Raw genomic sequence first — 13705 nt, 5'->3', positions numbered from 1 at the left:
ACCCCGCGGCCCGCTACTCCGCGCGCAGCCAGACCGTGGTGTCGGCGGGCAGCGCCGGCTCGTGCAGCTCCTCCGAGGACAGCACCACGGAGCCGACGGGCAGCTCGACCGGAGCCTCGCCGAGGTTCGCGATCACCGTGACGGCTCCGTTGCGGAACGCCACGACGTCCTCCGGGTAGCCCTCGAGCCATTCGACGGCGCCGGAGCCCAGGTCCTCGGCGCGGCGCACCGCGAGCAGGGACCGGTACAGCTCGAGCGTCGAGCCCGCGACACCGCGCTGGCGGTCGCGCGCGAGCGGCGCCCAGTCGCCGGGCTGCGGCAGCCAGGAGTCGCCGGTGCCGCTGAAGCCGTACGCGGGTGCGTCCGCCTCCCACGGGATCGGCACCCGGCAACCGTCACGGCCGTAGCGCTCGCCGCCCGTGCGGAACCAGGTCGGGTCCTGACGCGCCGAGTCCGGCAGGTCGATCGCCTCGGGGAGCCCGAGCTCCTCGCCCTGGTAGACGTAGGCGGAGCCGGGGAGCGCGAGCATGAGGGCGGTCGCGGCACGAGCGCGGCGCAGCCCCAGGACGGGGTCGGGGAGTCCCGGCGTGCGCGGGCCGATGCCGTAGCCCTGCGGGTTGTCGGACGTCAGTGCCAGGCGGCTCGCGTGGCGCACGACGTCGTGGTTCGACAGCACCCAGGTCGACGGGGCGCCGACGGCGGCGAAGGCCTCGACGGAGGAGTCGATGATGTCGCGGAGGGCGGGTGCGCTCCACGGGGTCTCGAGGTAGGCGAAGTTGAAGGCCTGGTGCATCTCGTCGGGGCGGACCCAGCGGGCGAGCTTGGAGAGGGGCTGCACCCACGCCTCGGCGCAGAGCACGCGGTCGTCCGGGTACTCGGCGAGCAGGGAGTGCCAGTCGCGGTAGATCTCGTGGACGCCGTCCTGCGCCCAGTAGGGGGCGGTGGCGGGCTGCTCGCCGTCGGCGGGAGCGACTCCGCCCATCGACCCGCTGTCGGCGGGCGGCGTGTAGTCGGGCAGCCCCTCGGCCTTGATCATCCCGTGCGCGACGTCGACGCGGAAGCCGTCGACGCCGCGGTCGAGCCAGAAGCGGAGGACCTCCCGGAAGCGCTCGCGCACCCACTCGTTCGTCCAGTCGAAGTCGGGCTGCGAGGTGTCGAAGAGGTGCAGGTACCACTGGCCGGCCGAGCCGTCGGGCTCCATGACGCGGGTCCACGCGGGGCCGCCGAAGACAGACTCCCAGTTGTTCGGGGGCAGCTCGCCCGACTCGCCCCGGCCGTCGCGGAACAGGTAGCGCGCCCGCTCGGCGCTGCCCGCGGGAGCGGCGAGCGCCTCCTGGAACCAGCGGTGGGCGCTGGAGGAGTGGTTGGGCACGAGGTCGACGATGATCCGGATGCCCAGGGCGTGAGCGCGGGCGAGCATCGCGTCGAAGTCGGCGAGGGTGCCGAAGAGCGGATCGACGTCGCAGTAGTCGGCGACGTCGTAGCCCGCGTCCTTCTGCGGCGAGGTCATGAAGGGCGAGAGCCAGATCGCGTCGACGCCGAGCTCGGCGAGGCTCTCGAGGCGCGAGGCGATGCCGGGCAGGTCGCCGATGCCGTCGCCGTCCGCGTCCGCGAAGGAGCGCGGGTAGATCTGGTAGATGACGGCGGTGCGCCACCACTCGGCTCCCCGGCGGTGCTCGGCCTCGGAGTCGGGGCCGGGGGAGTTCTCGGGCGCGCCGGAGGTAGCGGAGTCCAGGGTCATGCGGTCGAGTTTATCGGGCGGCTCGTGGGCGCCGGGGGCACGCCCCCCGCCGTCCCGTACAGTCGACGGGTGATCGATGAGACGCCGGACGAGGCCCGAGCCCGACGCCGACGGGCGCTGCTGTGGGTGGTGCCGCTGCTGGTGCTGCTGGTCGGCGGCCTGGTCGCCGTCACCCTCGCGATCGGCGGATTCGCGCTGCGCAGCATGACCGGCGCCTCCGCCGTGCAGCTCGTCCTCGTCGCCTAGGCGGTCGCGGCCGGGCCGTCCTCGTCCTCGGACGGGGGCGCGGAGGAGGTGCGCGCCCGCTCCTCGGACGCGTGCGCGGTCTCGGGCCCGGTCGCGCGGGCCTGCTCGTCGGCGCGGGTGACCGCCTCCGCGAGCTCGTCGGCGACGAGGTACCCGGGAGAGACGGCCTCGGCCCGGTAGGCCGCCCGGCCGACCATGTGCGCCGAGACGGGCACGGTCAGCAGCTGGAAGCCGATCACCAGCACGATGGTCCCCGCGGCGGCGAAGCCGGGGTTCCGGATGGCGACCGCGAGCATCACGCAGATCAGTCCGAGCACCTGCGGCTTCGTGCCCGCGTGCATCCGGGAGAGCAGGTCGTCGAACCGCATCAGGCCGATCGCGGCCAGCAGCGAGAGCAGGGCGCCGACCAGCAGCAGCACAGCGGTGAGCACGTCGAAGAACAGGTCCATGTCAGTCCTCCTCGCGGTTGGCCATGAACTTGGCGACGCTGATCGATCCGAAGACGGCGAACAGCGCGAGCCCGAGCGCGACGGGCAGGGTCCGCGCGTGGTGGTTGACCGCCATCTCGGCGCCGATCCCGCAGATGATCGTCGCGACGAGCACGTCGGCCGCGACGACCCGATCGAGCACGGACGGACCGCGGAGGATCCGCACGAGCGCGAGCAGGCAGGCGGCGCCGAAGACCGGCACCAGGATCCAGATCAGCCAGTCGATCACCGGACCACCCCCGATCCGGCCTCGATCGGCCGATTCACGCGCTGCACGTCCTCGCGGGAGCCGATGGCCCGGACGATGCGCGCTTCCGTCCGGAGGACCGTCCGGCGCACCTCGTCGATCCGCTCGCCCTCGTCGTGGGTCACGCCGAGCACGTGCAGGTAGAGGACGTTCAGCTGCGGGTCCACGTCGATCACCAGGGAGCCGGGGACGAGCGAGACGGCCTCCGTCGTCCAGACGAGCATCCCCTCGGAGCGGCTGCGCAGGTGCACGGCGACGATGGCGTTGTGGACCGGGACGGGCAGGGTCAGGATCTGCCAGGACACCCGCACCGAGGCCACCGCGATGTCGGCCAGCAGGCGCAGGAGGAAGAGGAGCACGAACCACGGGTTGATGCGGTTCGAGAACTCGACCGGCGGCAGGTAGAACACCCGGGTGATCAGCAGGGCGACCAGGAAGCCGGTGACGATCGACAGCACCGAGACGTCGTCCCAGAGCAGCACCCAGATCCCGACGAGGGTCACGAACATCGCGACGCGGTTCCAGATGTCGACGCGGCGGCGGGGGCTCATCGCGGCCCCTCCTCTCCGAAGGACGAGTCGCGGTAGACGGTCGCGATGTAGGTCGCGGGGTCGGCGACCGCGCTCGCCGCTCGCTCGCTCGCGTCGTAGAGGGGACCGGCGCCGACGGTCAGCACGACGCCGACGACGACCATCCCCGCGGTGGCGAGCACCATCATCGGCGGCGAGTGGCGGGTGCGGATGCTGCCCGTGTCGTGGGGGTCCTCCTGCAGCTGGTCGATCAGGGGCGACTCGTAGCCGGGCACCTCCTCCTGCCGGCGCCAGAAGACCATGTTCCAGACGCGCGCGACGGCGTAGAGGGTCAGGAGCGAGGTGACGGCCCCGGCGGCGATGACGGCCCAGATCAGCCACGACGGCTGGTCGACGGCCGCCTCCGTGCCGGCGACGAAGAGCCCCACCTTGCCGAGGAAGCCGGTGAACGGCGGGATCCCGCCGAGGTTCATCGCGGGGATGAAGTAGAGCAGCGCCAGCAGCGGCGAGGCCTTGAGCAGCCCGCCGAGGCGCAGGATCGAGGTGGTACCGCCGACGCGCTCGATCAGGCCGGTCGCGAGGAAGAGCGTCGTCTGCACCGTGATGTGGTGGATGACGTAGAAGATCGTCGCCGCGTAGCCGGCCGGGGTGCCCACGGCGATCCCGAAGACCATGTAGCCGATGTGCGAGACCAGCGTGAAGGACAGCATCCGCTTGATGTCGGCCTGCGCGACCGCACCGAGGATGCCGACGATCAGCGTCAGCAGCGCCACCACCAGCAGCACTTCGCTCAGCCTCCCGCCGGGGAAGAGCAGGGTCTCGGTGCGGATCAGCGCGTACACGCCGACCTTGGTGAGGAGTCCGGCGAAGACGGCGGTGACCGGCGCCGGAGCCGTGGGGTACGAGTCCGGGAGCCAGAACGACAGGGGGAACACGGCCGCCTTGATGCCGAAACCGAGCAGCAGCACCACGTGGAGCACCAGCTGCACGTCGGCGGGGAGCTCGGCGATGCGGATCGAGAGCTGCGCCATGTTGACCGTGCCGGTGGCGCCGTAGAGCAGGCCGATGGCCGAGAGGAAGAACACGCTCGAGACCAGGCTGACGACCACGTAGGTCGTGCCGGCGCGGATCCGCGGCGCGGTGCCGCCCAGGGTGATCAGCACGTAGCTCGCGGCCAGCAGGATCTCGAAGCCGACGTAGAGGTTGAAGAGGTCGCCCGCGACGAAGGCGTTGAGGATGCCCGCCGAGAGGATCAGGTAGGTCGGGTGGAAGATCGTGACCGGCGTCTCGCGGTTGCCGTCGACGAGGCCCTGGCCGACCGAGAACAGCAGGACGCCCAGCAGGGTGATCGAGGTGATCACGAGCATCAGCGCGGCGAGCGGATCGACGACCAGCACGATGCCCCACGGCGGCTCCCAGCCGCCCACGTAGACGGCGCTGCCGCCTCCGTCGCCGGTGAGGACCAGCACGAGCATCACCGAGGAGATCACCAGAACGCTCGAGAGCGTCACGATGTTCACGGTGATCTGCGCGCGCCGGTGGCGTCCGAGGATCAGCGCGACGGCCGCTCCCAGGAGGGGCAGGGTGACGACGAGCGGGATCAGGGCGTTCATCGGTCCTCCTTCCTGTCGTCGGTCATGGCGCTCTCCCCGTGCTTGGCGGCGGTGCCCTCGTCGCTGGACTCGAGCAGGACGTCGAGCGCCCGGTCGTCGGCGGTGGTCTGGGCCGAGATGCCCGCCGCGTCCTCGCGGACGGAGGCGTCGGTCTCGTCGTCCTCCACCTGGTCGGCGTTGGCGAGGCGCCAGCGCCGGTAGATCATCGCGAGGAGGAAGGCGGACACCCCGAAGGTGATCACGATCGCGGTGAGGATCAGCGCCTGCGGCAGCGGGTCGGCCATCTCGGCGGCGATCTGCTCGTAGGAGCGCCCGTCGTCGGTGACGAACGGCGCGATGCCCGAGCGGCCGGCCATCAGCAGGATGAGGATGTTGGTCGCGTTCCCGACGAGCAGGAACCCGATCAGGATGCGGGTGAGGCTGCGCTCGAGCATCTGGTAGACGCCCGCCGCGTACATCACCGCCATCACGACGACGAGGACGAGGGTGATGCTCATGCGCCGTCCCCCCTGCCCGGTCCGCCGACGACCGTGGAGCCGGTGGGGAGCGAGGTCTCGAGCCCGTCGACCGTGCCCTGGCCGGGGCCGGGGGTGCTGTCCGTCGAGTGCGTGACGCCGTCGCCCGAGGGGGAGCCCTGCTCGGCCTCCTCGCCGTGGCGGTCGACCTCGCCGCCGAGGCTGCGGAGGATGTCGAGGGCGAGGCCGATCACGATCAGGTACACCCCGATGTCGAAGAGGGTGGACGTGCCCAGGTGGAGCTCGCCCAGCACCGGCACCTCGAGGTCGAGCCAGCTCGACTCGAGGACCTCGAGGCCGAAGGCGAGGGAGGAGACGGCGGTGCCGACGGCGAAGAAGAGGCCGAGTCCGAGGACCTTGCCCGCGTCGATCGGCGCGGCCTCGCCGAGCTCGAAGCGGCCGCCGGCGAGGTAGCGCGCGACGAGGGCGAGACCGGCGAGCAGGCCGCCCGCGAAGCCTCCGCCCGGGGTGTTGTGTCCGGTGAAGAGCAGGTAGACCGACACGATCATCGCGGGGTGGAAGAGCAGGCGCACCAGCACCTCGAGCACGATCGAGCGGTTCTCCGGCCGGAGCGTGCGCCCGGCGACGAGCCAGGAGCCGCGGTCGCCGTCGCGCTCGGCGTCGGCGGAGGAGGCGGTCAGGTCCATCGCGCGCTCGCGGCGGTCGTCGGCGCTCTGCGACTCGAGGCGGGGCGCGCCTCCGGCCCGGCTGGAGAGGAAGATCAGGCTCGCGACGCCGGTGGCGACCACGACGAGGACCGAGATCTCGCCCATCGTGTCCCAGGCGCGGATGTCGACGAGCAGGACGTTGACGATGTTGCGGCCCTTGCCCTCCTCGTAGGCGAGGCGGGGCAGCTCGGCCGAGATCGGCGTCGCGGTCCGGGCGCCGAGGGCGATGGTGGCGGCGAGGGCCATGACCGCTCCGACCGCGATGCCGATGACGGCGCGCAGGCGCTTGCGCATCGGCTGGTGCTTCGCGGCGATGCGGGTCGGGAGGCGGCGCAGCACCAGGACGAAGACCACGAGGGTCACCGTCTCGATCAGCGCCTGGGTGAGGGCGAGGTCCGGTGCGCCCTGCAGGGCGAAGAGGGCCACCATCCCGTAGCCGGTGGCGCCGGCCAGCAGCACGGCGGCGACGCGGTTGCGGGCGATCGCGCACAGCACCGCCGCGAGGATCATCACGGCCGCGACCGCGAGCTGGCCCGGGCTGTCCCAGAAGACGAGATCGCCCGGCCAGGTGCGGTTGAGGGCGGCCGCACCGCCGACGCCGAGGACGAAGACCGCGAAGATCACCGTCAGGTAGCGGGGGAGCGAGCCGCGCTGGACGGACTCGGTGACCGTGCTGGCGACTCGGTCGAGCCAGCGGACGGTGGCCCAGTAGCCCTCGGCCGAGTCGATCCGGTTGGGCAGCATCGACTGGGCGCGCGCGACGGCGACGCGCTTGGCGAAGAGCAGGAGTCCGACGGCGATCACGAGGGCGCTGAGTGCCAGCGCGGGCTCGAAGCCGTGCCAGAGCGCGAGGTGGTAGCCGCCGTGGTCGGAGGCCTCCGCGGCGGCGGCGAGCTCCGGGTCGGCGTCCGGGGCGGCGTAGGGGAGGGTGTCCGCGTAGACGGCGACGAGCGGGTCGAGCACGGAGGCGGCGATCCCGCCGATCATGCTGGCGGCGGCCAGCAGCACCGGGGCGGCGGTGAAGGTCCACGGCTCGGCGTGCAGGTGCGTGTCCTCGAGCCCCTTCTTCCGGGCGAAGGCGCCCCAGAAGAAGCGCGCGGAGTAGGCCACGGTGAGGATCGAGCCGAGGACGAGGCCGACCAGCGCGACCCAGGCCCAGAACGAGCCCTGCTCGATCGCCGAGATCAGGCTCGTGAACACGGCCTCCTTGGCGACGAAGCCCAGCAGCGGCGGGATGCCCGCCATCGACAGCACGCCGACGAGGGCGGCGCCCGCGAGCACCGGCGCCTGCCGTCCCAGGCCGCTGAGCTTGCGGAGGTCGCGCGTGCCGGCGCGGTGGTCGACGATGCCGACGGTGAGGAAGAGCAGCGCCTTGAAGAGGGCGTGGGCGACGAGCAGGGTCAGTCCGGCCAGCGCGGCGTCGCGCGAGCCGAAGCCGACGGCGACGGTCAGGAAGCCGAGCTGGCTGACGGTGCCGTAGGCCAGCACGAGCTTGAGGTCGTACTGCCGGAGCGAGCGCCAGCCGCCGACGAGCATGGTCCAGACTCCGACGCTCACCACCACGGGCAGCCAGACGGAGTCGTCGGCGAAGCCCGGCGCGAGGCGCGCGACGAGGTAGATGCCCGCCTTCACCATCGCGGCGGCGTGCAGGTAGGCGCTGACCGGCGTGGGAGCGGCCATCGCGGCCGGCAGCCAGAAGTGGAACGGCACCAGGGCCGACTTCGAGAACGCGCCGAGCAGTACGAGCACCAGCGCCGTCGACACGATCGGGCCGGAGGGGGCGGCGGCGACGATCCCGGAGAGGCTGGTGGTACCGGCCTGCACGATCAGGACGATGATCCCGACCAGCATCGCCAGCCCGCCGAGAGTCGTGACCAGGAGCGCCTGGAGCCCGGCACCCCGGCTCTCCTTGCGCCCGCTGTAGTGGCCGATGAGGAGGTAGGAGAGGACGCTCGTCGCCTCCCAGAAGACGAAGAGGATGATCACGTCGTCGGCCGTGACCAGCCCGTACATCACTCCGGCGAACGCGGACAGGAGCGCTGCGAACCGGCCCAGCGAGGGCTCGTCGCGGCTGAAGTACGTCGCGCAGTAGGCGAGGACCAGGGCGCCGACTCCGCTGACCACGAGGGCGAGGACGATCGAGAGCGCGTCCAGGCGGAAGGAGAGGGCGATGTCGAGCGCGGGGATCCACGGCACGGACTCGCGGATCTCGCCGCCGTCGAGGATCGTCGGCAGGGCGGTCGCGGTGGCGACGAAGCTCGCGGCCGGGATCAGCGCCAGCGCGTAGAACGTCTTCGGCCCGAACCGGTCCACCAGCCAGGGGGTCACCACGGCGATCGCGAACGAGATCACGAGGATGAGGAGCATCACATGTTCCTCCCAAGGTGTACCCAGCGCATAAGTCGGTCAAGAATATCGGAGCGCCCTCCCGCGGAACCTGAGTGCGGAGAGGCTTGACGGCCCCGTCGTGATCCGCCAGGGCCCTACCGTGGGGAGCATGGCCCGCTCGCTCCTCCCCGACCAGCTCTGCCGACTCCGCGTCCACGACCTCGCGACGGGGGAGTCGACGACCGTCTTCGAGTCCGACTCCGTCCTCGTGGAGGCGCCGAACTGGACTCCGGACGGCTCCGCCCTGATCGTGAACGGCGACGGCGGCCTCTTCCGGCTGCCGCTCGAGGGGGCGGCCGTGCTCGAGCCGATCCCGCTCGACGGGGTGCCGGCCGAGCTCAACAACGACCACGTGCTCGCCCCGTCCGGCGGGCTCGCCTACGTCTCGGCGCGCGACGGGCACCTCTACGCGGTCGAGCTCGACGGCTCCGCCCCCGCCCGCCGTCTGACCGCCGAGCGCGAGGGCGCGCGCTTCAAGCACTACCTGCACGGCGTCTCGCCCGACGGCGCGACCCTCGCGCTGATCGGCGGCGGCGACGCCTCCGGGCGGTGGCGGACCGACGTCTACACGATGCCGGCCGCAGGAGGCGCGCTCACCGCCCTGACCGACGACGAGCCGGCGGACGACGGCGTCGACGTCTCGGCCGACGGCCGCACCCTCGTCTTCAACTCCGAGCGGGCCGGAGGCGGGGCGCAGCTGTTCCGCATCGGTCTCGACGGCTCCGCGCTCTCCCGCCTGGTCGAGTCGGACACGGTCGACTGGTTCCCGCACGAGTCGCCCGACGGCGCGCACCTGCTCTACCTCGCCTATCCGGAGGGGACGGCCGGGCACCCCGAGAACGTCGACGTCGAGCTGCGGCTGCTCGACCTCCCCGGGCGCTCGACGCTCGAGCCCGGCCGTGTGCTGGAGCGCCTCCACGGCGGGCAGGGGACGATCAACGTCTCCGGCTGGGCGCCGGACTCGACGCGCTTCGCCTACGCCGACTACCCGCGGCGCTGACAGCCTGAGTCCTTGCCGCGCATGCGCGGGAGGGGGATCGATCACGGCGGGGAGCGGGTCTTGAATCGGGAGATGACCATCGACAGCGCAGCATCCTCCTCCGTCACCCGCTCGCCGCTCGGCGACTCCGGCATCGACGTCTTCCCGCTCTCGCTCGGCGGCAACGTCTTCGGCTGGACCGCGGGCCGGCAGACCTCCTTCGACGTCCTCGACGGCTACACGGCCGCGGGCGGCGACTTCATCGACACCGCCGACGCCTACTCCGCCTGGGTCCCGGGCAACACGGGCGGCGAGTCCGAGACGATCATCGGCGAGTGGCTCGCGCGGCGCTCGGGGGACCGGGACGACGTGGTGATCGCGACGAAGGCGGGCCGCCACCCGCAGTTCACCGGCCTCGCGCCCGACACCGTGCGCGCGGCCGCCCGCGCCTCCCTCGAGCGCCTCGCGACCGACCGGATCGACCTCTACTACGCCCACTTCGACGACGAGGCCGTGCCGATGGCCGACATCGCCGCCGTGTTCTCCGAGCTCGTGGACCAGGGCCTCGTCCGCGCGATCGGAGTGTCGAACTTCAGCGCCGAGCGCGTCGCGGAGTGGCTGCGCATCGCGGGCGAGGAGGGCCTGCACGCGCCCGTCGCGCTGCAGCCGCACTACAACCTCGTGGAGCGCGGGATCGAGGCCGACCTTCTGCCCCTCGCCCGCGAGGCGGGGCTGGCCGTCGTCCCCTACTCCGCCCTGGCGTCAGGATTCCTGACCGGCAAGTACCGCGACGGATCGACGCCCGAGGGTCCGCGCGCCGACGGCGCCTCCCGCTACCTCGACGGCCGCGGCCGCCGGGTGCTGGCGGCGCTCGATGCGGCGGCGGAGGCGCACGGCGCCGAGGTGGCGACGGTGGCGCTCGCCTGGCTCCGCTCGCAGCCCGGAGTGGTCGCGCCGATCGCCAGCGCCCGCGTGATGGAGCAGCTGCCGGCGCTGATCGCCTCGGCCTCCCTCGAGCTGAGCGCCGAGGAGCTCGCCGCGCTCGACGAGGCGAGCCGGGCGTAGCCGCAGACGGGCGGCCGCGGGGGCGCGTCCCCCGCGGTCATCGACGCTCCGCGGAGGTGCTATCGTCGAACGGTGCCAAATCGCGGGCACGCCCCGAGAGGGGCTGTCAGACCCGCAGGTGCGCCCCCTTAGCTCATTGGTAGAGCACTTCCTTGGTAAGGAAGAGGTAGTGGGTCCGATTCCCACAGGGGGCTCCGTTCCCCGCAGGCCAGACCTGCGAAGAACGCGCGGCGGGGTAGCTCAGGTGGTTAGAGCACACGGCTCATAATCGTGGTGTCGCGGGTTCAAGTCCCGCTCCCGCTACAGCGAGAAGGCCCCGGTTCGCGCGTCGAGCCGGGGCCTTCGGCGTTCCCGGGCGAGGTCCTGCCCGTGGGAGAGGTCTCAGACCGCGCAGCCCGCGAAGAGCACGTCGTCCGAGGAGACCAGGTCCTCCAGGGTCAGCAGGCGGTCGAGGTCGTGGCCGGCGGCCAGGGCGTTGGCGCGCTCCGGTGCGGTCTGGGGGGCGAGGCGCCCCTCCATGACCCCGCCGAGGGCGCGGACGGCGCAGGCGGCGACCACTCCCTCCGGGGTGCCGCCGATGCCGAGGACGAGGTCGACGCGGCCCGCGGGATCGGCCGCCTCGATCGCGACCGACACGTCGCCCTCGCCGCGCAGCTCGAGCGCGACCCCGGCCGCGCGCAGAGCCGCGATGAGCCCGGAGTGACGCGGCTTGTCGAGCACGACGACGACCAGCTCCGCGACGGGCTTCCCGAGCGCCGCCGCCAGCCGTGCGGCGTTCTCGGCGGGAGGGAGGTCGAGCGAGACGGCGCCCCGGCCCGCTCCGGAGCAGACCAGCTTGTCCATGTAGAAGACGTCACGCGGGTCGAACAGCGTGCCTCGCGGGGCCAGCGCGATCACGCTCACCGAGCCGGGGAGCCCCTCCGCCGTGAGCCGGGTCCCGTCGAGCGGATCGACCGCCACGTCGCAGGAGGGAGCGGAGGCGCGGCCGAGGCGCTCGCCGTTCGCGAGCATCGGGGCCTCGTCCTTCTCGCCCTCGCCGATCACGACGACGCCGTCGAACGGAGCGTCGGCCAGCACGGCGCGCATCGCCGCGACCGACGCCTCGTCCGCCGCGATCTTGTCGCCGCGCCCGTACCAGCCGCGCGCCGCCTCGGCCGCCGCGCGCACGGCGGCGGCCACCGCCTCCTGCAGCTCGGCCGGGTAGGCGGGCGACGCGATCAGCCGCAGGCTGCTCATGCGCGCGCGGGCTGAGCGGTCGCGGTGCGGACCAGCCGCTCCAGGGTGCGCAGGCCGTCGGAGGAGAGCACCGACTCCAGGTGCCCCTGCACCGACGCGACGTGCTCGCCGCGGAGGGCGTTGACCACTCCCGTCTCCGGGTCGACCGAGACCTCGAGCCCCAGCCGGGGCGTGCGCGCGACGCCGGGGGCGACGGAGGAGAAGGTGTTGTAGAAGCCGATCGCGGCGTCCTCGCCGAACACGTCCACCGCCAGGCGCACGCCCTGGCGGGGCGCGGGCAGCGGCTCGACCGGGAGGCCCGCCAGCAGTGAGAGCATCTGGTGGCTGAGGCAGACGGCGAGCATCGGCCGCTCCGCCTCGAGGCGGGTGGTCATCAGCGAGCGCAGGTGCGCGATCCGCGGGTCGGAGTCGTCGCGGGGGTCGCCCGGGCCGGGGCCGAAGACGACGAGGTCGTCGCTCAGCACGTCGGCGACCTCCGACCAGCGCTCGACCCGGGCGTCCATCCCGAGGTGGCGCAGCTGGTGGGCGAGCATCGTCGTGAACTGGTCCTCGTTGTCGACGATCAGCGCGGTGTGCCCGGCGAGGCCGGCGATGTGCTCGGGCGCCTGGGGCCGGAGCCAGAACGAGGCGAGCCGCTCGTTGCGCGCCTCGAGCGCCTCCTGCACGCCCGGCTGCGCGTTCAGGTCGAGGGCCGGCGGCACCTCGCGTTGCGGCAGCAGGCCGAGGGCGGAGAGGACGCCCGACGCCTTCGCCCGCGTCTCGGCGACCTCGCCCTCGGGGGTGGAGTGGCGCACGAGCGTCGCGCCGGCCGGCACGGTGAGGCGGCCGTCCGCGCGGAGGTAGGCGGTGCGGATGAGGATGGGGGCGTCGACCGTGTAGCCGTGCTCCTCCGGCTCGAAGAGGGCGAGCACGCCGGAGTAGTAGCCGCGCGGCTCCTTCTCGTACTCGGCGATCACGGCGCACGCGTTCTCCATCGGCGAGCCGGTGACCGTGGGCGCGAACATCGTCAGCCGCAGGACCTCGCGCACGTCGAGTCCGGTGCGGCCCTCGAGCAGGTACTCGGTGTGGCTGAGCCGCGACATCTGCTTGAGGAACGGCCCGAGGATGCGGCCGCCGTCCGGGCAGACCGCGCTCATCATCTTCATCTCCTCGTCCACGACCATGAAGAGCTCCTCGCTCTCCTTGACGTCGGCGAGGAACGCGAGCACCTCCTCCCCGGTGGGTCCGGCCGCGGGGTGGCGGAAGGTGCCGCTGATCGGGTTCATCATGGCGACGCCGTCGCGCACCGAGACGTGGCGCTCGGGGGTCGCGCCGACGGCGGTGACCGTCTGCGCGCCGTCGACGCCGGGGGTGTGGATCGCGAAGGTCCAGTACGCGCCGGACTCGTCGGTGAGCAGGCGGCGGAACCAGGCCAGGACCGCCTCGACGGGCGGCGCGTCGGTCTGCGCGACGAAGGCGCGGTTGATGACGAAGTTGGCGCCCTCGCCGCGGCCGATCTCGTCCTCGATCACCCGGCGGACGATGTCGGCGTACTCGTCGTCCGGCACGTCGAAGCCGCGCTCCTCGACCGGGATCTCCCGCTCGGGCAGGAGCCGCAGCACCTCCGCCAGGGGGACGCTCTCGCGCTCGCGCACCACGAGGTTGCGCAGCGGGGCTCCGTCGTCCTTCGCCGCGAAGCCGCGCTCGCGCACCTGCCGGTAGGGCACGAGGGTCAGCACGTCGTCGCCGTCGAGCGGGATGTCGGCCAGGCCCTCGACGTCGAGCACGTCGCCCGTGAACACGTCGACGGCGTCGCGGCCCTGGCGGAGGACCACCGCGAACGGCAGCGTCCCGTCGGAGGCGAGGATGCGGGAGAGGAGCGAGGTCATCGTGGTCCTTGAATCGGGTCGTGCCCCACCCGGGCCCTGACATGCAGAACGACCGCCCGGAGGAGGCGGTCGCGTGCGAGGGGTCTGCGCGTCGGTCCGCCTAGGAGGCGGGCCACCAGGG

12 protein-coding genes and 2 tRNA genes are annotated in these 13705 nt (G+C 72.7%); 5 read left to right on the top strand and 9 right to left on the bottom strand.

All coding sequences use genetic code 11. The annotated features are described in order from the left end of the window. Nucleotides 1–13 precede the first annotated feature (13 nt). Nucleotides 14–1741, bottom strand: a complete 1728-nt coding sequence (locus tag C5B98_RS10690) for a glycoside hydrolase family 13 protein (RefSeq protein ID WP_104327773.1) — start codon at nt 1739–1741, stop codon at nt 14–16. Nucleotides 1742–1810: 69 nt separating this feature from the next. Between C5B98_RS10690 and C5B98_RS17000 the strand changes: the two genes are divergently transcribed. After that, nucleotides 1811–1987, top strand: coding sequence for a hypothetical protein (locus C5B98_RS17000; protein WP_159939698.1), 177 nt, complete (start codon nt 1811–1813; stop codon nt 1985–1987). Here the strand turns inward: C5B98_RS17000 and mnhG are convergent. Genes mnhG through C5B98_RS10660 form a run of 6 tightly spaced genes read right to left on the bottom strand, consistent with a single transcriptional unit; the run spans nt 1984 to nt 8415 of the window. Next, complete coding sequence (gene mnhG, locus C5B98_RS10685; protein WP_104327772.1) at nt 1984–2436, bottom strand: monovalent cation/H(+) antiporter subunit G; 453 nt, start codon at nt 2434–2436, stop codon at nt 1984–1986. The genes C5B98_RS17000 and mnhG overlap by 4 nt on opposite strands. Before the next feature lies 1 nt (nt 2437). Further along, the gene (locus C5B98_RS10680; protein ID WP_308470711.1) at nt 2438–2704 is read right to left on the bottom strand and encodes a monovalent cation/H+ antiporter complex subunit F; all 267 of its coding nucleotides are present in this window, start codon (nt 2702–2704) and stop codon (nt 2438–2440) included. Then, nucleotides 2701–3273, bottom strand: coding sequence for a Na+/H+ antiporter subunit E (locus tag C5B98_RS10675; protein WP_104234245.1), 573 nt, complete (start codon nt 3271–3273; stop codon nt 2701–2703). Before C5B98_RS10675 ends, C5B98_RS10680 begins: the two co-directional genes overlap by 4 nt. Continuing rightward, nucleotides 3270–4865 carry a Na+/H+ antiporter subunit D gene (locus tag C5B98_RS10670; protein WP_104319315.1) on the bottom strand — a complete coding sequence of 532 codons (1596 nt, stop codon included), beginning with the start codon at nt 4863–4865 and terminating at the stop codon, nt 3270–3272. The genes C5B98_RS10675 and C5B98_RS10670 overlap by 4 nt, the downstream gene beginning before the upstream one ends. Next, nucleotides 4862–5362, bottom strand: a complete 501-nt coding sequence (locus C5B98_RS10665; protein ID WP_104223614.1) for a Na(+)/H(+) antiporter subunit C — start codon at nt 5360–5362, stop codon at nt 4862–4864. Before C5B98_RS10665 ends, C5B98_RS10670 begins: the two co-directional genes overlap by 4 nt. Further along, complete coding sequence (locus C5B98_RS10660; RefSeq protein WP_104254839.1) at nt 5359–8415, bottom strand: Na+/H+ antiporter subunit A; 3057 nt, start codon at nt 8413–8415, stop codon at nt 5359–5361. The genes C5B98_RS10665 and C5B98_RS10660 overlap by 4 nt, the downstream gene beginning before the upstream one ends. Nucleotides 8416–8545: 130 nt before the next feature. Between C5B98_RS10660 and C5B98_RS10655 the strand changes: the two genes are divergently transcribed. From C5B98_RS10655 to C5B98_RS10640, 4 genes are all read left to right on the top strand, one after another. Beyond that, entirely contained in the window at nt 8546–9436 is an 891-nt protein-coding gene (locus C5B98_RS10655; protein WP_104227036.1) for a PD40 domain-containing protein, read from the top strand. 72 nt (nt 9437–9508) lie between these two features. Beyond that, nucleotides 9509–10480, top strand: a complete 972-nt coding sequence (locus C5B98_RS10650) for an aldo/keto reductase (protein ID WP_104227037.1) — start codon at nt 9509–9511, stop codon at nt 10478–10480. A 122-nt stretch (nt 10481–10602) separates the two neighbouring features. Beyond that, nucleotides 10603–10674 (top strand) — tRNA-Thr (locus C5B98_RS10645). A gap of 35 nt (nt 10675–10709) precedes the next feature. After that, nucleotides 10710–10783, top strand: a tRNA-Met gene (locus tag C5B98_RS10640). A gap of 78 nt (nt 10784–10861) precedes the next feature. Here C5B98_RS10640 and C5B98_RS10635 read toward each other — a convergent pair. Both C5B98_RS10635 and C5B98_RS10630 read right to left on the bottom strand, forming a co-directional pair. After that, nucleotides 10862–11716, bottom strand: coding sequence for a fructose-bisphosphatase class II family protein (locus tag C5B98_RS10635; RefSeq protein WP_104327771.1), 855 nt, complete (start codon nt 11714–11716; stop codon nt 10862–10864). Next, nucleotides 11713–13584: an anthranilate synthase family protein gene (locus tag C5B98_RS10630; protein ID WP_104327770.1), complete on the bottom strand. Its 1872-nt coding sequence runs from the start codon at nt 13582–13584 to the stop codon at nt 11713–11715. Before C5B98_RS10630 ends, C5B98_RS10635 begins: the two co-directional genes overlap by 4 nt. Nucleotides 13585–13705 lie beyond the last annotated feature (121 nt).

It is taken from the genome of Rathayibacter sp. AY1A5, assembly GCF_002930875.1.
GTDB lineage: Bacteria > Actinomycetota > Actinomycetes > Actinomycetales > Microbacteriaceae > Rathayibacter.
The sequence above is the reverse complement of the archived record's forward strand: the minus strand, read 5'-3'. Positions and strand labels throughout refer to the sequence as shown.